This is a genomic window from Glutamicibacter protophormiae (assembly GCF_014647495.1).
In the GTDB taxonomy this organism is placed as follows: domain Bacteria; phylum Actinomycetota; class Actinomycetes; order Actinomycetales; family Micrococcaceae; genus Glutamicibacter; species Glutamicibacter protophormiae.
On record NZ_BMPH01000001.1, the window covers coordinates 211,516 to 233,128 of the forward strand.

Genomic DNA, 21,613 nt, shown 5'->3' on the forward strand with positions numbered 1-21,613 from the left:
CCGCCGCCCCCAGTCCGCGCAGTGCGGGCCGGTGGCGGCGGACTTTCTTTTATTGGCGGTGCAGGCGGCTACCAGGCCAGCAGGCGCGGAGCGATCAGCAGGACGGTCGGGCACACCATGAGCAGCACGGTGCAGGCCAAGACCAAGCCGCGCTGCGGTTTGGCCAGCGGTTCCTCCGGAGTGAGCAGTCGCTGCAGGCGGCGGGAGGATACTTCGCCGCCGGGCATCCCGACCTGCTGGGCATTGGAGGAGCCTGCGCCGGCAGATCCGGAGGCCTCGGGAGCGGCGGCGGCCGCGACGGTGACGATGGCCTTGAGCAGGGTCTGGCGGCTGACCTGCTCCAGTGCCTTGTCGTCGGCCAGCATCTCGATCAGCTGCCGCACCGCGTCCAGGGACAACCGGGAGGTCGGCAGCCAGGGCAGAGCCTCGTTCCAGGCCGTGAACGCCAGGATCAGCAGGTCGTGGCGTTGGTCCAGGTGCGAGCTTTCGTGAGCGATCACGGCGGCTTGTTCCTCGGGGGAGAGCTTGGTGAGCAGCCCGCGCGACAGCACGGTGACGGACTGGGCGATTCCCGGCACGCAGTAGGCGACTGGCATGTCATGGTCCAGCACGAGGGTATTGGGACGGGTATCCGAGGGGTTGCTCAGCAGTCGAAGAAGCTGCCGGTGCTTGGCGCGCTGTCTGGTGGTGCGCCACGCGGCGCGTGCCAGCGTGAGAACCAGATGGAAACCGAAGAGCAGGGCCGTGCTCAGCGCAAATAGATGCACGATGCCCGGGTAGACGACATCGGGATCGCCGGTGATCAGGCGCCATCCGGCAATCAGTGCGGAAATCAGGTCGCTGCCCAGGGGTGCCAAGCCCCAGACCAGCATAGAGCCGATCATGGACAGGCCGCCGCCCAGTGCAATGGCCTGCCAGAGCAGGACGGCCTGCACCGGAGCGCGGGAGGTCCATTTTGCCTTGGACAACGCCAACGGCGTTGGCCACGCCAATGCGATAGCCAACGCCGCTAGAAAATATGAGGTGAGAAGCACTCAGTCCCCGAAGTTCGTGTAAATTAGGCGGACTTTACAGTGTCCAAGATAGCACGAAGGGATGCTGCTTCATCTGCTGAAATGCCGCCGATAAAGCGGGCAAGGACGGCTTCGCGATCCTGGGCGGTCCCCAGAGCGTCGTTGAGCAGTCCCACAGTGTGGTCCTCGCGGGTTGAGGACGCCGTATAACGGTGAGGCCTGGTGGTACGTTCACGTAGCACGAGGCCCTTCTTCTCCAGTCGTGCCAACACGGTGAGCACCGTGGTAACTGCGAGTTCCTTTGCATCGGTACCAAGTGCCGCAAGATTGTCGCGAAGATCATTTGCGGTGAGTGGTTCTGCGGAGTCCCACAGCAGGTCCATGACGGAGCGTTCCAGATCGCCAAGGCTGGCCACTAGGTAGTACCTCACTTGCTTTAGTTGCTGACGCATCAGGGTCCTCGTCGTAATGACGTGAAATCTGGTGCTTGGAAATCTCATTGTAGCGACAATTGACCAATATTTCTACGTGTCGTAAAAGAGGTTCGTGAGCACACTGTTTCCGAATCGTGGAGCATTGAGTGCAGTCCCGGTGGTCACCTTTTCGTTGACTTGGGAAATTTAATTTCCGTGGACGTGAAGCGGTCTACGGGTTTAGAATCACCCGAACGTCAATTTTCGGAGCTGATTCTCAGGATTGCCGCGCGTGCAAGTGACCCAGCCGACGCGATTTCTACAAGTTGTCGAAATTGATCTAAGGTGATCGTGTGAGCCGATTTCTACCAAGCGTAGAAGTTGGCGGCCAACTCAACTCGCGACATATATACAGAGGACCCGATGGATGCATTAGAGATTGCCCGGTGGCAATTTGGCATTACAACCGTCTACCACTTCCTAATGGTGCCCTTGACGCTGGGCCTGGGCATGACCGTGGCGGTGCTCCAGACTGTCTGGTACCGCACCGGCAATGAACAGTGGCTGCGCATGACCAAGTTCTGGGGCAAGCTGTTCCTGATCAACTTCATCATGGGCGTCGCCACCGGCATTGTCCAGGAATTCCAATTCGGCATGGCCTGGAGTGAGTACAGCCGATACGTCGGAGACGTTTTCGGCGCCCCGCTGGCCATGGAAGCCTTGCTGGCGTTCTTTGTTGAGTCAACCTTCCTCGGCCTGTGGATCTTCGGCTGGAAGAAGCTTCCCAAGCTGGTCCACCTGGCAACGATCTGGTGTGCCGCACTCGCCTCGCTGCTCTCCGCCTACTTCATCCTCGTCGCCAACTCATGGATGCAGCATCCAGTCGGTGCCGAAATCATCGACGGCAAGGCCGTGATGACCGACGCCTGGGCAGTCTTCACCAACAACACCGCACTGATCACCTTCCCGCACACGCTCTTCGGCGCGTTCGCCGTTGCCGGCGGATTCCTGCTGGGCATCTCCTGGTTCCACCTCTACCGCCGCCGCAAGGAAGGCATTGATTCCGTCGACGCCCAGGGGCGGGTTGTCGTTGGAGAAGACCTGAGCAAGGGCAAGAACCGCGACAAGACGGACTACCAGGTCTGGATCAAGTCGCTGCGTATCGGCGCCGTCGTCGCCATGGTCTCGTTCCTCGGCGTCGCGCTGACCGGCCACGAGCAGGCCAAACTCATGTTCGAGCAGCAGCCGATGAAGATGGCCTCCGCGGAAGCTGCCTGCCACGACGGCACCGGCTTCTCGGTGCTGACCCTGGGCGACATCACCACACCGGGTTCCACCAGCTGCGATGACATCGTGGCGACCTTCGAGCTGCCAGGCCTGCTGTCCTTCCTGGCCAACGGCGACTTCACCACCGAGGTCAAGGGCGTGAATACGCTGATTCCGGAATACCAGGAAAAGTACGGCAAGTACTACCCGGAAGATCCGAACTTCGGCCCGTACGCCGGTCAGGAGATCAACTACCTGCCGGTCATGGAGGTCACCTACTGGGGCTTCCGACTGATGATCACCTTGGGCGGGCTGTCCGCAGTGACCGCGGCCCTGGCCCTGTGGCTGACCCGCAAGGGCACCGTCCCGCAGAGCAAATGGCTTTCGCGCCTGGCGCTTCTGAGCATCGCGGCTCCGTTCGGCGCGAACTCCGCCGGCTGGATCTTCACCGAGATGGGACGCCAGCCGTTCACCGTGGCGCCTAACCCCCAGATGGGCGGAATCGACCAGGTGTTCATGTACACCGCGGCCTCGGTCTCGCCGACGGTCAGCGCGGGGGAGATGCTCTTCTCGCTGATCACCCTGACCCTGGTCTACGGCGTGCTGCTGGTGGTCGAGCTGGTGCTGCTCACCCGGTACATCCGCGGCGGCATCGGAGCGGCCATGCCGGAGCTGAATGAGACACCGGATACCAAGAATCCCGACGGTTCGGGCCATGACAAGAACGACGACGGCGACGTACTCGCCTTCGCCTACTAGTCCGCACCGAACAAAGGAGAAACACCATGGATTGGCTACCAGCACTCTGGTTCATCCTCATCGCTGTGCTCTGGTGCGGCTACCTGTTCCTTGAAGGGTTCGACCTGGGCGTGGGAATGCTCATCGGCCTGGGACGAAACACCGAGAAGCGCAAGCGCGTCCTGCTGAACACCATCGGCCCGGTCTGGGACGGCAACGAAGTCTGGCTGCTCACCGCCGGCGGCGCGACCTTCGCCGCCTTCCCGCACTGGTACGCCTCGCTGTTCTCGGCGCTGTACATCCCGCTGACCCTCGTGCTCGTGGCGCTGATCTTCCGCGCCGTTTCCATCGAGTACCGCGGCAAGGCCAAAACCGCCCGCTCGCTGAAGCTGTGGGATGCCGCCTTGGGTTACGGGTCGCTGGTTGCGGCCTTCGGTGTGGGCGCCATGCTGGCGCTGACCACCCTGGGGCTGCCGCTGAATGAGAACGGCGACCGCGTGGGCGGACCCTTCGCGTGGCTCACCTGGTACGCGGTGCTCGGCGGCGTGGCCGTCGTGGCCTTCTGCTGGATCCACGCGCTGGCCTTCGTCCGGTTGAAGACCGACGGTCCGGTCCGCGAACGCGCCGGCACGTTGTTCACCCGCTGGCTGCCGTTGGCCGTGCTGCCGCTGGTAGCCTGGGTGCTGATCGTGCTGCTGGAGAACGACTCGGCCGTCGGATGGGCCCTGCTCGCTGCCGCGGCGCTGGCGCTGGTTGTCAGCATCGCCACCGCCCGCGCCGGGCGTGAAGGGGTTTCCTTCATCGCCCTAGGCCTGATGCTCGCCACCGGCGTGGCCGCGATCTTCACCGCAGTGTTCCCCGTCGTGCTGCCCTCCACCCTGGACCCGGCGTTCAACCTGACGATCTACAACGCTTCCAGCTCGCCCTACACGCTGAAGCTGATGAGCATCGTAGCTGCCTTCGGCGTCCCGCTGGTCCTGGCCTACCAGTCCTGGAGCTACTGGGTCTTCCGCAAGCGCGTCAAGGAGGAGCACATCCCCGAGGCGCACCACCCGGAACCGATCGTCAAGTAGCACGCCTCACCGCGGCGACCGAAAGGAACGCACCCCATGCGCACACCGCGCTTCCTGCCCCGAGAGCTGATCGCTCCGCGCCAGATCGTGATCCTCACCGTGTTCTCGGTGCTCAAGACCCTGGGACTGGTGCTCACCGCCTACGGGCTGGGCCAGTGGATCGCGAACATGGCTTCCGGCCTCGGCAACAGCCCGCAGCTGCTGATCCTGGCCGCCGCCGGCGTGCTGGGCCGGTCCGCAGGGGTGTGGGGGCTGAACACCAGGGCGCGGCGTATGGGGCTGGGGGCCAAGGAGCGGATGCGTGCCACCCTGGTGCACACCGCGGCGAGTCGGCCGGGCATCGTCCCGGCCGACTCGGCCGAGCACTCCGTGCCGGTCACCGCAACCCTTGCAAGCCACGGCATCGACAAGCTCGATGACTACTTCACCAAATTCATTCCGGCGCTCATCGGCGCCATGGTGCTCCCGGCGCTGCTGGGCATCTACATCCTGTCCCTGGACTGGATCAGCGCGGTAGTGCTGCTGCTGACCATCCCGCTGGTCCCGGTTTTCATGGCCCTGATCGGGCTGCACACCCAGGACACCCTGGCCGCCTCGCAGTCCAAGCTCGACGCGCTGGCCCATCAGATGTACGAGCTGGCCCAGGGCCTGCCCGCACTGCTGGGCCTGGGCCGCGCCCGCCGCCACGGCAACGCCATCGCCGCCGTCAGCGAGAGATACCGCCAGGCCACGATGGCCAACCTCAAAACCGTTTTCCTCTCCAGCTTCTGGCTGGAACTGATCTCCACCCTCTCGGTGGCCGTGCTGGCCGTGCTGATCGGCGTGCGCCTGGTCGGCGGTAACATGGAACTGGCCCCGGGCCTGGTCATCCTGATCCTGGCCCCGGAGCTGTTCTCCGCGCTGCGCGAGGTCGGCTCCGCTTACCACGCCGCCGATGACGGGCTGGCCTCCTACCAGCGCTACCGTGCCATTACCGCGGAACAGGACAACCACCAGATCCTCTCCCTGGTCCCCGCGACCCCGGGCAGCCTGCTGGAACTGCGCGACGTGTCCATCGGCTACCGCGCCGGCGAACCGGTGCACGAGCACCTGGACCTCACCCTGATGCCTGGTCAGCGCAAGCTGCTGTCGACCGCCAGCGGCACCGGCAAGACCACCGTGCTGCGTCTGATCGCCGAGGCCTGCACCAGCGACAACAGCTTCGACGCGGACCGGGTCGGCGGACAGGTCTACGCGGGCAGCCAGCTGGCCGTCATCAGCCAGCACCCGCAGTTCAACGCCGCCACCGGCACCGCCCAGCTGGCCCAGGACGTCCCGGACGCCGATGAGCGCCTCGCCGCCGAGTTCTCCGCCCGGCTGGAGCTGGACTCCATGCTGCCCCGGCAGATCGCCGAATACTCGCCGGGCGAACTGCGCCGGCTGGAGGTGCTGCGCGCGCTGCTGCGCCTGCACAGCGTGCCCGAATGCCGCCTGCTGCTGGCCGACGAACCCACCGCACACCTCGATGCGGCCAACGCCGCCGCCGTGCGCCAGCTGCTGGCCGAGCTTCCGGAGGGCACCGCGGTGCTGGTGGCCAGCCACGACCCGCTGCTGGCGGACGAGTCCGCGCACAAGCTGGAATCCGGCGCGCCGCAGGCCTCCCATCCCGCCGGGGCCCCGACGCACCCGGAGCCCGCGGACCCGCCGGCGGCCGCCGCCGCCGCAGCAGCCCCGGCCGGGGCCGCGCCGCGCTTCAACCCGCTGCGCGAACTGTTCTCCGGCTACGCCTCGGCCCGCAAGGCCGCAGTGTATGGCACCATCGGCGTCCTGTGCGCCGTGGCCCTGTCCGCGCTGAGCGGCTGGTTGATCGTCGAATCCAGCTACCAGCCGGCCATCTTGCACCTGACCGTCGCCTTCGTCATGGTCCGCACCCTGGGCATCGGCCGCGCCGCCTTCCGCTACCTGGAACAGCTGGCCATCCACGACGCGGTGCTCGCCTATGCCGGGGCGCTGCGCGAGAAGATCTGGACCTCCATGGTCGCCAACCCCGCCCGCTGGGGACTGGTCAGCCGTTCCTCGGTGGTGCTGCGCTTCCTGCTGGCCGAGGTCGACGAACTGCGCGACCTGCTGGCCCGCGTGCTGTTTCCCCCGATCCAGGCCGTCGCGGTCTGGACCGCCGGCATCGCCGTGCTGTTCTACCTCCAGCCCGCCTTCGGCGCCGCCGCGCTGGCCGCCGGGCTGCTGCTGGCATTCCCGGGCCGCTGGCTCGTGCGCCGGGTCGAGGGCCTGCACCTGGCCCGCCAGCTGGCCCACCGGCTGTCCGTGAACCAGGGCGTGCTGGGCATCCTGCGCAACCAGGGCTCGCTGCGCGCCTACGGGTCGCTGACCCGGGTGCTGGAAAAGCTTTCCCGCGAGGAATCGGAAAATACCGCGGCCTCCCGGCGCCACGCGCTCGGCCAGGGCCTGGCCCCGGCCCTGGGCGCCCTGCTCAGCGGCGCGCTGGCCATCGCCTGCGCGGGGCTGTCCACCAGCTCGGCCTCCTTCACGGCGCTCGCCGTGCTCCTGGCCCTGGCCCTGGGTGAATCCGCCACCGCGGCGCTGGCTGCGGTGCAGCAGGGCCGGGCCCTGAAGGAGCTGACCACGACCCTCGGTTCCCGGGGTGTGGGCGGCGGGGAAGCGGCGCCGGCCGGCCTGCGCGAGAACTCCCCGGCCGGGGCCCCCGCGGTATGCGGTTTCGTGCTGGAGGACGTGTCGCTGGGCTACGGCCCGCAGGCCCCGGTCGTCGAGCAGCTGACCGCCCGCATCGAGCCTGGCCAGTGGACCGCGCTGACCGGACCTTCCGGTTCGGGCAAATCCACGGTGCTCACCGCGTTGCTCGGGGCGCTGCCGCTGGAGGGCGGGCGCCTGGCCGCGCTGGACGCCGACGGGCGGGAGCACCCCTTCGCCGCAGCGAACCCGGACTCGGTGGCATGGTGCCCGCAGGAGGCGCACCTGTTCGACTCCACGCTGCGCCGCAACCTGCTGCTGGGCGCCGCCGACGAGGCGCAGGTATCCGACGCGCAGCTGCGGGACGTGCTGGAGCAGGTCGGACTGGGTGGCTGGCTTGCCGCCCAGCCCGAGGGCCTGGATACCCGCATCGGCACCGGCGGCCACCGGCTTTCCGGCGGCCAGCGCTGCAAGCTCGCCGTCGCCCGCGCCTTGGTGGGCGGGCACCAGGTGATTCTGCTGGATGAGCCCACCGCGCACCTGGGCCAGGACGAATCCGTCGAACTGATGCAGACCCTGCGCGCGGCGCTTGAAGGACGCACCGTCGTGCTGATCACCCACGATGAGCAGCTGGCCGGCGGCTGCGAGGGCAGGATCCGGCTGCAGGCCAAGCTGGCCCCCACCGCCTGACACGGCGCACCGCCGGCCGCAGGCCGAACGCAGACAAGCCCGGGACCGGTTCATGCAGAACCGGTCCCGGGCTTGTCCGCTGCCATCTGCCGATGGCCGGCAGGAACTGCTAGAGCACGACCCCGCCGTCATCGAAGGGCAAGGTGTCCTCGCCCGGCTGCACCGACGGACGGGTCGACGGCGCCGCCGGAGGCAGCGGGGATGAGGCCGGCGCCGCAACGGTGCCCAGGTTCAGTGAACCGCCCAGGATGTTGATGCTCTGCGCCAGCGGGGCGCCTGAGCCGTCGCGCTTGCCGAACTCGGTCGGCAGGGCACGCACCACGCCGGCCGCGGAGCTGGCGCGGGCCGGACCGTGCCCGGCATAACCCAGGACCAGGTAGTCCTCGCCCTTGACGAAGCGGTGGGCGCGCACGCCGGCCGTGGCGCGGCCCTTGGCGGGGAACTCGCTGAACTCGGTCAGCTTCACCGACTGGCCGGAGGTGCCCGGCAGGGTCTGGGAGCCGGCGGCGATGGTCGCCACCACCGCATCCTCGGCTCCGGCACGGACCACCCCGAAGTAGATGACCTTGTCCTCGGCGCCGAGCTTGATGCCGGCCATGCCGCGGCCGGTGCGGCCCTGGGCGCGCACGGCGGAAGCGCCGAAGCGCAGCAGCTGCGCCTGGCGGGTCAGGAACACCAGCTCGTCCTCGTCCTCGGCCGGGGCCGCGGCCACCACCGTGTCCCCGTCCTTGAGGGTGATGGCCTCGAACTCGTCGCGGTTCAGCGGGTAGTCCGGGGTCACCCGCTTGACCACACCCAGCTCGGTGCCGATGGCGACGACCTTGTTCAACGGCAGCAGCGCCACCGCCTGCTCGCCCTTGGGCAGCTTCAGGAAGTCGGCCACGGCCACCCCCTGGGCCAGCTGCGGGAAGCCGTGCATTTCCGGCAGCACCGGCACGTCGATCAGCGAGATGCGGATCATCCGGCCGGTGGAGGTCAGGGCGCCGATCTCGCCGCGCGCGGTGGACGCGACCTGGGAGAGCAGCACGTCGTGCTTGATGCGGGCCGCGGAGAAGTCCAGCGCGGCGCGGTCATGGGTGCGGGCGATCTGGCCGGTGGCCGAGAGCAGCACCCAGCAGGGGCTGTCGGCTACTTCCATGGCCAAGGTGGCCTTCTTGCCCGAGCCGACGGCCTCCGGCAGTGCGGTGCCCTTCAGCGGCTGCAGCTGGGCGCTCTTGGAGAGCTTGGTGCGGCGCGGGGTGCCGAAGGTCTGCGCCATCTCGTCCAGCTCGCTGGAGACCAGCTCGCGCAGCAGCGCGTCGGAGTCCAGGATGGCGCGCAGCTCTTCGATCTCCTTGCGCAGCTGCTCGGCCTCGGTCTCCAGCTCCAGCCGGGAGTACTTGGTCAGCTGGCGCAGGCGCAGCTCAAGGATGTGGTTCGCCTGGGGCTCGGAGAGGTCGAAGACCGTCATGAGCCGCTCGCGCGCCTCGGCCGTCTGCTCGGAGGAGCGGATGATGGCGATGACGTCGTCGATGTCCACGATCGCGATCAGCAGGCCCTCGACCAGGTGCAGGCGGTCCTCGCGCTTGGCCAGACGGAAGGCGGTGCGGCGGCGCACCACGTCCACGCGGTGGTCCACGTAGACGGTCAGCAGTTCGCGCAGGCCCAGGGTCTGCGGCTGCCCGTTGACCAGCGCCACGTTGTTGATGCCGAAGGAGTCCTCCAGCGGGGTGTGCTTGTAGAGGCTGGCGAGCACCGCATTCGGGTTGAAGCCGTTCTTCAGCTCGATGACCAGCTTCAGGCCGTTGTGGCGGTCGGTCAGGTCCACGACGTCGGAGACGCCGGAGATCTTCTTGTTGTTCACCCCGTCCTTGATCTTCTCGATGATCTTTTCCGGGCCCACGCCGTAGGGCAGCTCGGTGACCACGAGCGCGGACTTGCGGGCGGAGACCTTTTCCAGGGCCACGGTGGCGCGGGTGCGGAACAGGCCGCGGCCGGTGCGGTAGGCGTCATGGACGCCGTCGAGCCCCACGATCGTGCCGCCGGAGGGCAGGTCCGGGCCCGGCACGAACTTCATCAGGTCCTCGACGGTGGCATCGGGCTCCACCAGCAGGTGCTGGGCCGCCGCGACGACCTCGCCCAGGTTGTGCGGGGCCATGTTCGTGGCCATGCCCACGGCGATGCCGGTGGTGCCATTGACCAAGAGGTTCGGGAAGGCGGCCGGGAGCACTTCTGGCTGCATGAACTGGTTGTCGTAGTTCGGGACGAAATTGACCACATCCTCGTCCAGGTTCGCCGTCATGGCCACCGCGGAGGCCGCCAGCCGGGCCTCGGTGTAGCGGGCCGCCGCCGGGCCGTCGTCCAGCGAACCGAAGTTGCCGTGGCCGTCGATCAGCGGCAGGCGCAGCGCGAAGTCCTGGGACAGGCGCACCATCGCGTCGTAGATGGCGGTGTCGCCGTGCGGGTGCAGCTTGCCCATCACCTCGCCGACCACGCGGGCCGACTTCACGTGGCCCTTCTCCGGGCGCAGTCCCATCTGCGCCATCTGGAACAGGATGCGCCGCTGCACCGGCTTCAGGCCGTCGCGGGCATCGGGCAGCGCACGCGAATAGATGACGGAGTAGGCGTACTCCAGGAACGAAGATTCCATTTCGCTGGTGACATCGATGTCGACAATGTTCTCCACGAAATCCGCGGGGAGATCTTCAGACTTCTTTCGAGCCATGACCCTGTAATTCCTTCATCTGCATAACTTTTCGCTTAAGTCGCCGGCTGATCGTGTTCCTACTGGGCACAATGTCGAAGTCGCGACTATCCTAAGCCTATGGTGGATCGTAAACTTTCGGTGGCATATCCGGCCCATTGGGAAGCAGACGTGGTGCTTCGAGACGGCACCACAGCACATCTTCGGCCGATAACCCCGGCTGACGCGCAGGGTTTGCAGGACATGCATCATAAGCAATCCGAAACCTCGGTTTACCTACGCTATTTTACGTACAAGTCCTCGCTGACCGCGAAAGAGCTCGAGCGCTTCACGAATGTCGACCATGTGAATCGCGTCGCCTTTACCGTTTTCCGCGGCAGCAACATCATCGGCGTGGGCCGCTACGACCGGCTCGACGACCCCACCGAGGCCGAAGTCGCATTCAACGTGTCCGACGCCTACCAGGGCACCGGCATCGGCTCGATCCTGCTGGAGCACCTTGCCGCGGCGGCCCGGGAGAACGACATCACCCGCTTCACCGCCGAGGTGCTGCCGGAGAACCGCAAGATGCTCACGGTCTTCTCCGACGCCGGCTACGCGGTGGCCCGCCACTTCGAAGACGGAGTGGTCATGCTTGAATTCCCGATCAACCCGACCGAACGCTCCCGTGAAGTGACCGAGGCGCGCGAGCACCGCGCCGAGGCCAGCTCCGTGGCCGCCATGCTGGCCCCGCAGTCCATTGCGGTGGTCGGCGCCAGCCGCACCTGGGGCAAGCTGGGGCACCGGGTCCTGGACCGCCTGGTCGAGGGCGGCTACACCGGAGCCACCTACGCGGTGAACGATGCCGCGCTGGAAGTCGGCGGGCACCTGGCCTACGGCAAGGTGTCCGAGATCCCGGGCCCGGTGGACCTCGCGGTGGTCTGCGTGCCGCGCGACCAGGTGACCGGCGTCATCGAGGACTGCGGCGCCCACGGGGTCAAGGGACTGGTGCTGATGACCGCGGGCTACGAGAACGCCGATGGGCTGGCGGCACAGCGCGAACTGGTGTCGCTGGCGCGCGCCAACGGCATGCGCGTGGTCGGGCCGGCGTCGCTGGGCCTGGTCAACACGGACCCCGAGGTGCGCATGACCGTCACCGGAACCACGGTGCAGCCCACCGCCGGCAACGTGGGCCTTTTCAGCCAGTCCGCCTCCATGGGAGCGATCCTCCAGGGGGTCAGCGTGCAGCACGGGGTGGGCGTGAGCAGCTCCATCTCCTCGGGGCTGCGCGCCGACGTCTCCGGCAACGACGCCATGCAGTATTTCGAGGACGATCCGCGCACCGACCTCGTCGCCATGCACCTGGAATCCTTCGGCAACCCGCGCAAGTTCGCGCGCATCGCCCGGCGCCTGGCCCGCAGCAAGCCGGTCATCGTCGCCAAGTCCGACCTGCTGGGCCGCCGCCTTCCGCCGGGGCATTCGGTCCGCGTGGGCCAGGCCCCGCCCGGCGCCCTGAACGCGATGCTGCGCCAGTCCGGGGTCATCCGCGTGCAGTCCGTGGAAGAGCTCATGGACGTGGCGGGCCTGCTTTCGGTCTACAAGGCTCCGGCCGGTCCAAACGTTGCCGTGCTCTCCAACTCGCTGACCCTGGCCGAGGTGGTCTGCGACGTCGCCGAAGCATGCAAGCTGAAGGCCACCGCCGACCACCGGGAACTGGACTACACGCTGGGCCAGTCGCGGGTGCTGCCCAAGCTGCGCGAACGGGTAGCGGAGTTGGTCGCGAATCCCGAGGTGCACGCGGTGATCCTCGCCCACCTGTCCTATTCGGGCATTTCCACCGAAGCTGTGCTGGAGGTGCTCCGTGAATTCTCCACCCAGCCCAAGCCGGTGATCACCGTGCTGCCCGGGCAGATCGACCGCAAGATCGCTGGGGGAGTGCACCACGGGGTGCCGGTCTACACCTCGCCGACCTCCGCCGTCGGGGCGCTGGGCAAGGCCTACGGCTACCGCCAATGGCTCGACATCCCCTTCGAGCCGCTGGTCGAACCCGAGGGGCTGGACGTGGAAGGCGCCGCGGACTACCTGCACCAGCTCTCCGCCGGGATCCCGGGCACCGAGCTGCGCAAGCTGAGCACCGAGCAGACCACGAAGCTGCTGGGCTTCTACGGCATCAACATCTTTCCGTCCCAGGTGGTGCATACCGCGCAGGAGGCCGTCGACGCAGCGAAGTCGCTGGGCTGGCCGGTGGCGCTCAAGGCCAACGACCCGGACCTGCGCCAGCGCCTGGACCTGGGCGGGGTGCGCCTGAACATCCCGGACGCCGAGACCCTGCGCGCGGACTTCACCCACATGAGCGAGCTGATGCGGCAGTACGGCGTCGACTCCCTGGAGGTGCAGTCCATGGCCTCGGCCGGGCAGGCCTGCGTCGTGAAGGCCATGGAGGACCCGCTGCTGGGCCCGGTGGTCTCCTTCGGGCTCAGCGGGGACGCGGTGAACCTGCTCGACGACTGGGCGCACGGCGTCGCGCCGTTCTCCGCCACGGACCTGACGCTGCTGATGCACCGGCCGCGCAGCAGCGCCCGGCTCTTCGGCTACCAGGGGCTGCCCGCGGTGGACCTGGACGCGCTGCGGGACTTCATCACCCGCGTCTCGCTGTTCAAGGACAACCATCCGGAAGTCACCATCGCGCAGTTCGCCCCGGTGTCCGTGTCCGCCGATTCGCTCAGCGTGCTGGGGGTCAAGCTGCGCATCGGGAATGCCGAACGGCGCACCGACAGCATCCGCCGGGCGCTGCGCGGCTGAGCGGCAGGACACGAAACCTGAAACACGGCGGCGCACTGGGTAGAATTGGATCATGAGCTCTGCAACCTATTCGACGACTGCCGGTGCCGACCTCCAGCATGACCTGGTCCGCGCGGGCTTCTACCCGCAAATGGTCCAGGACGTGCTGGCCGAAGCAATGCTGGACTTGCCGGTAGTGGACCACTTCCTGCATCTGGAGACCCATTTCGACCACACCGAGGTCCACCGCCACATCACCGTCATGGTGCGCAGCGAGAAAGTGCTGTTCATCGTGCACGTCGACGACCAGCAGCTGGATGACCACGGCCACGACGTGATGGCCCAGGTGTCGGTGGAAATGATCAGCCTGGCCCGCATCGAGTCGGTGGCGACCAGCTACGTCTACCACCAGCCGCAGCATTACAGCAGCGGCGACCTGGTGCGCGAGCTGACCTTCGGCATGTCCTGGGACGGCACCAAGCGCATCGACCTGGCTCCGGCCGAGTGCGCCGACCCGCAGTGCGAAGCCGACCACGGCCTGAACGGCACTTCCCAGCCCGAGGACCTGGTGCTGCGCGTAAGTTCCGAGGCCGACGGCCAGCGTGCAGTGGACAAGGCCCGCGAATTCGCGGTACGCCTGCGCCTGGCGACGATCGCCTAGGGACGCCAAGCCAACGTGACTGACTCCTCCCTGCCTGTCCCCGCCCAGAAACTTCCCGCAGCGCCGGCCTACGGCGCAGCCACCCTGTCGGAAATCCTGCCTTCGGCGGCCCACGCGCTGGGCATCCCGGGTTACTCGAATCCGCTGGGTCTGGAACCCACCAAGCGCGTCGCCGTGATCATGGTCGACGGCCTGGGCTGGAACCAGCTGAAATCGCACCTCGGACACGCGCCGTTCCTGCGTCCGCTGTTCGAGCGCGCGCAGAAGCTGGGCACCGGTTTTCCCTCCACCACCGCGACCTCGCTGTCCAGCCTCTCCATCGGACTGGCTCCGGGTCAGCACGGGATGCTCGGCTACGACGTCGTCGACCCCGCCCGGCGCCGCGTGGTCAACCAGCTCGGCGGGTGGCCCGGCGACCTGGACCCCGTGGCCTGGCAGCCGTTGCCCACGGTCTTCGAAAAGGCCGCGGCACACGGCATCCACGCCGCAACGGTGTCCATCGACCAATTCTCCAACTCGGCGCTGACCCGAGCGGCGCTGCGCGGCCCGAAGTTCGTCGCCGCGCGCCAGCCGGCGGCCCGGGCCCGCGCCACCGCGGAGGTGTTCGCGGCGCAGCGCAACGCGCTGGTCTACACCTACTTCAACGAGCTGGACAAGGCCGGGCACAAGTTCGGCGTCGATTCCCCGCAGTGGCGCGATACGCTCGAAGAGCTGGACTACGTCATCAAAAACCTCGTCTCGCGCCTGCCGGAGCAGACCACCGTGCTGATCACCGGCGACCACGGGATGGTCGACGTGCCCGCATCGCAGCGCATCGACTACAGCCTGCAGCCCGAACTCATCGAGGCCGTGGAGCTGACCAGCGGCGAGCCGCGCGGGGTGCAGCTGACCTTCGCCGCCGGCACGGATGCGGCCCAGCGGGCCAAGGTCCGCGAGGCCTGGCAGCGCGCCTACGGGTCCAAGGCCTGGATCCTCAGCCGCGATGAGGCCGTGGAGCTCGGGTATTTCGGACCGGTTCGTCCCGAATTCCTGCCCCGCCTGGGTGACCTGATGATCCTGGCCGCCGAAGCCATCGCGTTCTACGATGGGCGCCGGGTCAAGCCGATGGCCTTCGAGATGGTGGGGCAGCACGGCTCGCTCACCGCGGCCGAGCGTTTCGTCCCGCTGTTCGTGCACCGTACCGCCTAGCTGGCGGGGGCCGCCGCACGCAAGAAACCCGGGAGCAGCCAACTGGCTGCTCCCGGGTTTTTGGTATTCAGTGTGGGGCGGGTGCGGACCTAGGAGTCGGTATCCTTTTTGCGCTTGCCGAACATGATGTCGTCCCAGCTGGGCACGGAAGACCGCTTGGCCTTGCGTCCGGCGCCGTCCTCGGAAGGCTCCTCGGCAGGCTTCGGGGCCAAACCGGAGGACTTGTCTGCGTCGGTGACGATCACCAGCTGCGAGGTGCGCGGAGAGATGCCCTGCGGCAGGTGCGGCAGCGACTCGTCTTCCTCGGCATCGTACTTGCTCATGCCCCGCTCGATGATTTCGTTGTAGCGGGCCTCGCGCTCCGGATCCTGGTCCTTGGGACGCTGGCCGCGGCGGGCATTGAGCAGGGATACCAGCTCCTCGGTCTCATCCGGTTCCGGGGCGGCCGGAGCCGCGGGTTCCTCGACCTGCGAGATGGCCGAGACCGGGCGGAAGTACTCCGGGGCGACCTGTTCGCTGAGGGTCTGGGCCCAGCGGTTCAGGTTGCTCAAGGTCTTGCGGGCCGGGGCGAAGGACCAACGGGCCACGTTGTCCGGCTGCGGCAGCGCATTGTCCAGTTTCTCGACATTGTCGGCCTGCAGCGGCGAATCAAATTCGACGGTGACGATCCACTGTCCCTCGGGATCCTTCCACGAGTCCCAGCGGGCCGTGAGCGGATTGATATTCAGCTGGTGCAAGCGGTGGGCGACCATGGAGCCCAGATCTGCGGGCTCCTCTCCGAAGACTTCGCGGTACTCGGCATCGGTCTGCGGACCGGAAACCTCCACGCGGCGGGCGAGCTCGGCGATGTGCTCGCGCTCGGCCAGCACCGGCCCTTCGTACTTGACGATCGACTCGACGGGAACGTCCCACTCCAGCGCCAGATCGTAGGCAGAAGCACCCGCGCGCACGCGGGCCTGGATCTCCCTGGGGGTGTGCACCGAGGATTCATCACGGTTGCGCGGCGCCCTGGAACGAGCGATTTCGGCCATGGCACTGCGCAGGGCATCGTCAACGGGCAGCTCGAAGCTCATCCCGTCGTCGCTGCTGACCTGCAGACTGGAACCATTTTCATGAATTCCTACCAGTCTCAGCTGACGCATTACTACCCTCCACACGGTTCATTTACTGTGTAAAACTTTGCCACTTGTCGCCCGATTTTCCTACCACCGGGCGGGGCGTGGCGCAAGATTAGTCGACAAGTTCACGCAGAAAGTTGCGTTCGGGCTTCCGCCGTGGGCATAGCCCGCCGAACGCGGGCAGTTTCCAGGGCCTTCGGACGTTATACTTCTATGCCGGAATGAAAATCCTTCCGCGGATTGACGTCCACTTCATCGCCTGCAGGAAAGAGCTGACAATCACCATGGCCACACAGTCTGCCGCCGTCCACCCGGCCGAAGCCGAGAAGGCGCGGGTCCGGGAAATTGCCGCGCTCAAAGCCGGGAAAACCGCGGCAATGGCGAACTTGATCGATGAATCGGAATCCGAGCTGGCCGAGCTGTTCATCCTGCCCGGGGGAGAAGCCCAGTCCGAAGAGGCCAGCATCGACATCGTGCCGGAGCAGGCCGACGAGTTCACCTGCGCATCCTGCTTCATGGTGCGCCACCGCACCCAGCTGGTGCGCGAAGCGGGCGGGCAGAAGTTCTGCGCCGAATGCGAAGGCTGAGCGGCCCCGCCTCCTGCCTGCGTGCCGCCATCCCGGAGCGCGCAAAAGAACCCCGGACCCCGCCTTGCGGCGGGTTCCGGGGTTCGATGCGTTGCGGGGAAGCCTAGGGCTCCCGGGGATGATCCTCGTCCGCCGCGGCGTCCGCCTGCCGGCCTTCGTCGGTGAATTCGTACATGATCCCGCCCAGCGCCGCGGTGAGCTCTTCGGGGCGGCGGGTCGAAGCCAGCCAGTAGGGGGTGGCGTCGCGTTCATCGGTGACTTCCATGCGGACCACCGCGTCGAGGTAGCCGCGCAGCAGCATGAAGGCCAGGCCGTGCAGCTTCTGCCCGCGCTGCTTGAAGGCCTCTTCACCGCGGTAGCCGATGACCTGCCCGATGTAGCGGCGTTCAATGGTCGCGCGGCCGACGGTGACGGTCTGCCCGGTGACCTCGATGACCGGCACGCGAAGGAGCATGATGACAGCCAGGGCCAGCATGACGATGATGCCGGTGGCGTAACCGGCAGCGATGTTGATCGGTGCCACGGCGATGCCAGCGGTGAGGGCAATCAGCAGCGGCCACATCCACGATCCGAACGATGGCCAGATCTTTTCGCGAAACAGGACGTTGGAAGCCTCTGGGCTGCTATTACTCATGAGTCCTAGTCTAGGCAATCTTTCGGGGGACGCCGAACTGCCGGATGTGGTCCGCGGTCCGGCCGGGCGCGATAGAGTTGTGCAGGTAAACGCAGACCAGCTACAACTTTCCAGAGTTCCGGGGGATGACCAAACCACGATGAGCGAGCCTACGATCTCAATCTCCATCAAGATGCTCGATAGCGAACTACCCGTTCCAAGCTATGCCCATCCTTCGGATGCGGGTGCTGACCTGCATGCACGCACCTCCTTGGTGCTCGAACCGGGACAGCGCGCCCTGGTGCCGACCGGAATCGCCTTGGCGCTGCCGCACGGATACGTCGGACTGGTGCATCCGCGCAGCGGCCTGGCCGCCAAGCATGGCATCACCATCGTCAACGCCCCGGGGACCGTCGACGCCGGATATCGTGGTGAGATCATGGTCACCCTGTTGAATACCGACAAGGACCAGGCCTTTGAAATCTCCCGCGGCGACCGCATCGCCCAGCTGGTGATCCAGAAGGTCGAGCAGGCGGTCTTCGTCCAGGTCGACTCCCTGGAGGATTCGGCCCGGGGAACCGGCGGCTTCGGCTCGACCGGTGGATTCAGCGCCAACTAGGTACGCTTGGTGCCAAGCGAAACTCTCTAAGGACATCATGATTTTCAAGCGCAAGAAGTCTAAAGCCGAGCCAGCAGCCGAGCAGGCGGCCGGCGCCGTCGAGCAGGCCGCCGAGACCGCCGCCGAGGGCGCGGACCCGGCCGAGCAGCAGCCTGCCAAGAAGCCGACGCTCAACGGCCCGTTCGACTTCGCGGACATCGAGAACACCGACGACTACCTGGACTTCGGCTCCATCCTGGTCAAGCCGGTTGCCGGGCTGAAGGTGCGCATGGACGTCGAACAGTCCAACCAGCGCGTCATCGCGGTCTCCCTGGAGCTGGCCGAGTCCCGCGTCCAGCTGATGGCGTTCTCCGCCTCCAAGTCCACTTCGCTGTGGCCCGGGATCAGCGACAAGATCCGCGAGGACATCGCCAGCCAGAACGGCGAGATCTACCAGCGCGACGGCGAATACGGCCAGGAGCTGCTGGCCCAGGTGCCGCAGCAGCTGCCCGACGGCCGCGCAGGCCACGTCGCGTTGCGCTTCGTGGGCATCGACGGGCCGCGCTGGTTCCTGCGCGCCGTCATCGGGGGCGCCGCCATCGGCGACGAGGAAGCCTCCCGGGCCGTCGACGACCTGCTGCGCAGCATCGTGGTGAACCGCGGCGACAAGCCGCTGCCTCCGCAGGAACTGCTCCCGCTGAACGTCCCGCACAACGCCCAGACCCGACCGGACGCCGAGGCGCAGGTCGATGCCGGGAACCCGGACGCGGCGGCGCAGCGTCCGGAACGCGGACCGGAAATCACCCAGATCGGCTAACCTGGTGCCCCTAGAATCCAAGCCGGTCACCCCGCAGCTCGACGGCACGCAGGCGGCCCGCACCTTCACCCGGCTGCAGTCGCTGGAGCAGCTGCCGGCCAAGGGGAGGGTGGAGCACACCGGCTACATCCAGTCGGTCAGCTATTCGGCGCCCGACGCGGCGCCGCTGCTGACCGCGGTGGTGGTCGACCGGCTGGGCAGCGGGGCGCCGCGCCGCGGAACCGCGCCGCACGTGCGGCTGAGGTTCATGGGCCAGAAGAACGTTCCGGGCATCAAACCCGGGGTGAAGGTCCGCTACGCGGGGATGGTCGCGCCCGTCGACCAGATCCCCACCATTTACAATCCGCGCTACGTCATCGTTCCCGTTCCCCGAGGGTGAACGAAGAACGCCACCGGCCGCAGCGCCTGCCGGACCAGCCCCACCAGGCGGAAGCGAGAACACCGTGAACGAAAACCCACCGACCGGCCAGCAGCCGGAGCCGGAGAAGAAGCCGAGCCTGGCCGAGGCGATCGGCGCGAACGCCAAGGTCGCGCAGAACGCCGACGGCGGCATCGACGTGCTCTCCACCGTGGGCGGGGTGCGCGGCATCCTGGAAACCGTGGTGCCGGGCTTCGTGTTCGTGCTGGTCTACGCGCTGGGCAACCAGCTGTCCTGGGCGCTGCTGTCCTCGATCGCGCTGGGTGTGGTCTTCATGGTGCTGCGCCTGCTGAACAAGTCGACGCTGGTGCAGTCTGCCAGCGGCCTGATCGGCATCCTGATCTGCGCGCTGGTGGCCCGCACCTCGGGCGACGCCCGGGACTACTACGTTCCCGGCTTCCTGATCAGCGGCGGTTACCTGCTGGCCCTGATGGCATCGATCTTCGTGAAGTGGCCGCTGATCGGCCTGCTCTTCGGCTTCATCCGCAACGAGGGCGTGGCCTGGCGCCAGCAGCCGGACCGGCTGCGCCGCTACGGCATCGCCACCTGGATCATCTGCGCGGTATTCGCGCTGCGCCTGGCCGTGCAGCTGCCGATGTACTTCACCGACCAGGTGGTTTCGCTGGGCATCGCCCGCGCGCTGATGGGGGTGCCGCTGTACGCGGCCGGCCTGTGGTTCGCCTGGCTGGTCTCGCGCCCGGCCACCGCCGGGCACGCCCCGACGCCCGAGGACCTGGCCTCCTAGTACTGCCGTCGTGTTTCCGCTCCCAGCGGCCGCGCACGGCGAAAACCCCGCCCATCCCGTTGCGGGATGGGCGGGGTTTTCCCTTTTCCGAGGCGGCGCCGGCTACCGGGTGGCCGCCTGCAGCACGCGGCGCAGCAGCGGTTCGGCCTGCGGGGTGGTGATGAAGAAGATTTCGTCGCCGCCCTCGATGACATCGTCGTCGCTGGGCGGGAACGGGGTCTTGTCGCGCACCACGGCCATGAGCGTGGTTTCCTCCGGCCACGGCACGCGCCCGATGGTGCGCCCGATCATGCCCGAATCATGCGGCACGGTGAACTCCACCAGGTAGACCTCGCCGGCCTTCAGCGTGAGCAGGCGCACTAGGTCGCCGACCTCCACGGCCTCCTCGACCAGCGCGGTCATCAGCCGCGGGGTGCTCACCGCGACGTCCACGCCCCAGGCGTCGTCGAACATCCACTCGTTCTTGGGATTGTTCACGCGGCCCACGGTGCGGCGCACCCCGAACTCGCTCTTGGCCAGCAGCGAAACCACCAGGTTGACCTTGTCGTCGCCCGTGGCGGAGACGACCACGTCGTAGTCCTCCAGCTGCAGGCGCTGCAGCACGGCGAGCTCGCAGGCGTCGCCGATCAGCCATTTGACCCCTTCGAGGTCGGCGCGCTGCCGCATTTCCGCCTTGAGGTCCACGAGCAGCACCTCGTGGTGGTTGGCCACCAGCTCGCGGGCGATGGAGGACCCGACCGAGCCGGCTCCGGCGATCATAACCTTCATTCTTCGGCCTTTCGCTTAGTCTGCAGGGGCGGGCTTGGGGGCGCTGGCCAGGATCTTTTCCACTTCCTGGCTGCGGTCCAGGTGCATCATGACGTGGATCAGGTCCCCGCCCTGCAGCCGGGTGCGGCTTTCCGGGATGGTCCCCTCGCCGAAGCGGGTCAGGTAGGCCACGCGCACCCCGGCGGCGGCCTCCAGGTCCTTGACCAGGCGGCCGTACCATTCGCGGTGCAGCGCCACCTCGGTCAACACCAGGCGGCCCGAGGGCTCGCGGAAGTCCCCGCGCATCGAGTAGTCCGGCAGGATGCGGCGCAGCACCTGGTCGGTGCTCCAACGCACCGCGGCGACCGTGGGGATGCCCAGCCGCTGGTAGATCTCGGCGCGGCCCGGGTCGTAGATGCGGGCGACCACATGCGGCACGTGGTAGGTTTCGCGGGCGACGCGGGTGGCCAGAATGTTGGAATTATCACCGCTGGAGACCGCCGCGAAGGCGTAGGCCTCGTCGATCTTCGCCTGCTCCAAGGTGTCCTTGTCGAAGCCCAGGCCGGTGACCTTGCTGCCGGAGAACTCGTCGCTGAGCCGGCGGAAGGCCTCCGGGTTCTGGTCGATGACCGCCACCGAATGCCCGGCGGAATCCAGCGTATGGGCCAACGCCACACCCACTCGGCCGCAGCCCATGATCACAAAGTGCGCCACCAAAAACTCCTCGGGGTCCAGCATCAGGATGAACATCGTCGCGGCACCGCTGCTGGTGCCACGAATGCAACAATAGCGCTGATCGG

At 67.2% G+C, this 21,613-nt stretch carries 18 protein-coding genes; 11 read left to right on the top strand and 7 right to left on the bottom strand.

The window, feature by feature from the left end; translation table 11 throughout:
- Positions 1 to 68: 68 nt before the first annotated feature.
- Together IEY43_RS00960 and IEY43_RS00965 are read right to left on the bottom strand one after the other, a co-directional pair.
- On the bottom strand, positions 69 to 1,034 hold the full coding sequence (locus tag IEY43_RS00960) for a M56 family metallopeptidase (RefSeq protein WP_188946709.1): 966 nt from the start codon (positions 1,032 to 1,034) through the stop codon (positions 69 to 71).
- 23 nt (positions 1,035 to 1,057) lie between these two features.
- Positions 1,058 to 1,429, bottom strand: coding sequence for a BlaI/MecI/CopY family transcriptional regulator (locus IEY43_RS00965; protein WP_188946710.1), 372 nt, complete (start codon positions 1,427 to 1,429; stop codon positions 1,058 to 1,060).
- 420 nt (positions 1,430 to 1,849) lie between these two features.
- Between IEY43_RS00965 and IEY43_RS00970 the strand changes: the two genes are divergently transcribed.
- From IEY43_RS00970 to cydC, 3 genes are read left to right on the top strand one after another with little or no spacing between them, the layout of a single operon-like run.
- Entirely contained in the window at positions 1,850 to 3,451 is a 1,602-nt protein-coding gene (locus IEY43_RS00970; RefSeq protein ID WP_188946711.1) for a cytochrome ubiquinol oxidase subunit I, read from the top strand.
- Between the two features lie 26 nt (positions 3,452 to 3,477).
- Positions 3,478 to 4,503 carry a cytochrome d ubiquinol oxidase subunit II gene (gene cydB / locus IEY43_RS00975; protein ID WP_188946712.1) on the top strand — a complete coding sequence of 342 codons (1,026 nt, stop codon included), beginning with the start codon at positions 3,478 to 3,480 and terminating at the stop codon, positions 4,501 to 4,503.
- Positions 4,504 to 4,539: 36 nt separating this feature from the next.
- Complete coding sequence (cydC, locus tag IEY43_RS00980; protein WP_188946713.1) at positions 4,540 to 7,878, top strand: thiol reductant ABC exporter subunit CydC; 3,339 nt, start codon at positions 4,540 to 4,542, stop codon at positions 7,876 to 7,878.
- Between the two features lie 109 nt (positions 7,879 to 7,987).
- Here cydC and IEY43_RS00985 read toward each other — a convergent pair whose 3' ends face one another.
- Positions 7,988 to 10,582 (bottom strand): DNA gyrase/topoisomerase IV subunit A, encoded by a 2,595-nt coding sequence (locus tag IEY43_RS00985; RefSeq protein ID WP_188946714.1) that lies wholly within the window; start codon positions 10,580 to 10,582, stop codon positions 7,988 to 7,990.
- Positions 10,583 to 10,681: 99 nt separating this feature from the next.
- Between IEY43_RS00985 and IEY43_RS00990 the strand changes: the two genes are divergently transcribed.
- Genes IEY43_RS00990 through IEY43_RS01000 form a run of 3 tightly spaced genes read left to right on the top strand, consistent with a single transcriptional unit; the run spans position 10,682 to position 15,170 of the window.
- Positions 10,682 to 13,342: a bifunctional acetate--CoA ligase family protein/GNAT family N-acetyltransferase gene (locus tag IEY43_RS00990; protein ID WP_188946715.1), complete on the top strand. Its 2,661-nt coding sequence runs from the start codon at positions 10,682 to 10,684 to the stop codon at positions 13,340 to 13,342.
- 52 nt (positions 13,343 to 13,394) lie between these two features.
- A complete protein-coding gene (locus tag IEY43_RS00995) occupies positions 13,395 to 13,982 on the top strand; it encodes a DUF5998 family protein (RefSeq protein ID WP_188946716.1) in 588 nt (195 codons plus the stop codon).
- A gap of 15 nt (positions 13,983 to 13,997) precedes the next feature.
- On the top strand, positions 13,998 to 15,170 hold the full coding sequence (locus IEY43_RS01000) for an alkaline phosphatase family protein (protein WP_188946717.1): 1,173 nt from the start codon (positions 13,998 to 14,000) through the stop codon (positions 15,168 to 15,170).
- Between the two features lie 89 nt (positions 15,171 to 15,259).
- Here IEY43_RS01000 and sepH read toward each other — a convergent pair whose 3' ends face one another.
- On the bottom strand, positions 15,260 to 16,312 hold the full coding sequence (sepH, locus tag IEY43_RS01005; protein ID WP_188946718.1) for a septation protein SepH: 1,053 nt from the start codon (positions 16,310 to 16,312) through the stop codon (positions 15,260 to 15,262).
- A 260-nt stretch (positions 16,313 to 16,572) separates the two neighbouring features.
- Between sepH and IEY43_RS01010 the strand changes: the two genes are divergently transcribed.
- Complete coding sequence (locus IEY43_RS01010; protein WP_188946719.1) at positions 16,573 to 16,875, top strand: DUF4193 family protein; 303 nt, start codon at positions 16,573 to 16,575, stop codon at positions 16,873 to 16,875.
- A 103-nt stretch (positions 16,876 to 16,978) separates the two neighbouring features.
- Here the strand turns inward: IEY43_RS01010 and IEY43_RS01015 are convergent, their stop codons facing one another.
- Entirely contained in the window at positions 16,979 to 17,509 is a 531-nt protein-coding gene (locus IEY43_RS01015; RefSeq protein ID WP_188946720.1) for a DUF3093 domain-containing protein, read from the bottom strand.
- 139 nt (positions 17,510 to 17,648) lie between these two features.
- Here IEY43_RS01015 and dut point away from each other — a divergent pair, with 139 nt between their 5' ends.
- The 4 genes from dut to IEY43_RS01035 all read left to right on the top strand — a co-directional run bounded on the left by dut (position 17,649) and on the right by IEY43_RS01035 (position 20,066).
- On the top strand, positions 17,649 to 18,107 hold the full coding sequence (gene dut / locus IEY43_RS01020; RefSeq protein ID WP_188946721.1) for a dUTP diphosphatase: 459 nt from the start codon (positions 17,649 to 17,651) through the stop codon (positions 18,105 to 18,107).
- Between the two features lie 37 nt (positions 18,108 to 18,144).
- Positions 18,145 to 18,903 carry a DUF3710 domain-containing protein gene (locus IEY43_RS01025; protein WP_188946722.1) on the top strand — a complete coding sequence of 253 codons (759 nt, stop codon included), beginning with the start codon at positions 18,145 to 18,147 and terminating at the stop codon, positions 18,901 to 18,903.
- Positions 18,904 to 18,907: 4 nt separating this feature from the next.
- Positions 18,908 to 19,282 (top strand): hypothetical protein, encoded by a 375-nt coding sequence (locus tag IEY43_RS01030; protein WP_188946723.1) that lies wholly within the window; start codon positions 18,908 to 18,910, stop codon positions 19,280 to 19,282.
- 64 nt (positions 19,283 to 19,346) lie between these two features.
- Positions 19,347 to 20,066: a DUF3159 domain-containing protein gene (locus IEY43_RS01035; RefSeq protein ID WP_188946724.1), complete on the top strand. Its 720-nt coding sequence runs from the start codon at positions 19,347 to 19,349 to the stop codon at positions 20,064 to 20,066.
- A 102-nt stretch (positions 20,067 to 20,168) separates the two neighbouring features.
- Here IEY43_RS01035 and IEY43_RS01040 read toward each other — a convergent pair whose 3' ends face one another.
- Both IEY43_RS01040 and IEY43_RS01045 read right to left on the bottom strand, forming a co-directional pair.
- Positions 20,169 to 20,834, bottom strand: coding sequence for a potassium channel family protein (locus IEY43_RS01040; protein ID WP_188946725.1), 666 nt, complete (start codon positions 20,832 to 20,834; stop codon positions 20,169 to 20,171).
- A gap of 15 nt (positions 20,835 to 20,849) precedes the next feature.
- Entirely contained in the window at positions 20,850 to 21,527 is a 678-nt protein-coding gene (locus tag IEY43_RS01045) for a potassium channel family protein (RefSeq protein WP_308425033.1), read from the bottom strand.
- Between the last annotated feature and the right edge of the window lie 86 nt (positions 21,528 to 21,613).

Bases quoted from the DNA above. Each gene is read 5' to 3' on its own strand.
- IEY43_RS00970 (WP_188946711.1), top strand. From the start codon at position 1,850: ATGGATGCATTAGAGATTGCCCGGTGGCAATTTGGCATTACAACCGTC.
- cydB (WP_188946712.1), top strand. From the start codon at position 3,478: ATGGATTGGCTACCAGCACTCTGGTTCATCCTCATCGCTGTGCTCTGG.
- cydC (WP_188946713.1), top strand. From the start codon at position 4,540: ATGCGCACACCGCGCTTCCTGCCCCGAGAGCTGATCGCTCCGCGCCAG.
- IEY43_RS00985 (WP_188946714.1), bottom strand. From the start codon at position 10,582: ATGGCTCGAAAGAAGTCTGAAGATCTCCCCGCGGATTTCGTGGAGAAC.
- IEY43_RS00990 (WP_188946715.1), top strand. From the start codon at position 10,682: ATGGTGGATCGTAAACTTTCGGTGGCATATCCGGCCCATTGGGAAGCA.
- IEY43_RS00995 (WP_188946716.1), top strand. From the start codon at position 13,395: ATGAGCTCTGCAACCTATTCGACGACTGCCGGTGCCGACCTCCAGCAT.
- sepH (WP_188946718.1), bottom strand. From the start codon at position 16,312: ATGCGTCAGCTGAGACTGGTAGGAATTCATGAAAATGGTTCCAGTCTG.
- IEY43_RS01010 (WP_188946719.1), top strand. From the start codon at position 16,573: ATGGCCACACAGTCTGCCGCCGTCCACCCGGCCGAAGCCGAGAAGGCG.
- IEY43_RS01015 (WP_188946720.1), bottom strand. From the start codon at position 17,509: ATGAGTAATAGCAGCCCAGAGGCTTCCAACGTCCTGTTTCGCGAAAAG.
- dut (WP_188946721.1), top strand. From the start codon at position 17,649: ATGAGCGAGCCTACGATCTCAATCTCCATCAAGATGCTCGATAGCGAA.
- IEY43_RS01025 (WP_188946722.1), top strand. From the start codon at position 18,145: ATGATTTTCAAGCGCAAGAAGTCTAAAGCCGAGCCAGCAGCCGAGCAG.
- IEY43_RS01040 (WP_188946725.1), bottom strand. From the start codon at position 20,834: ATGAAGGTTATGATCGCCGGAGCCGGCTCGGTCGGGTCCTCCATCGCC.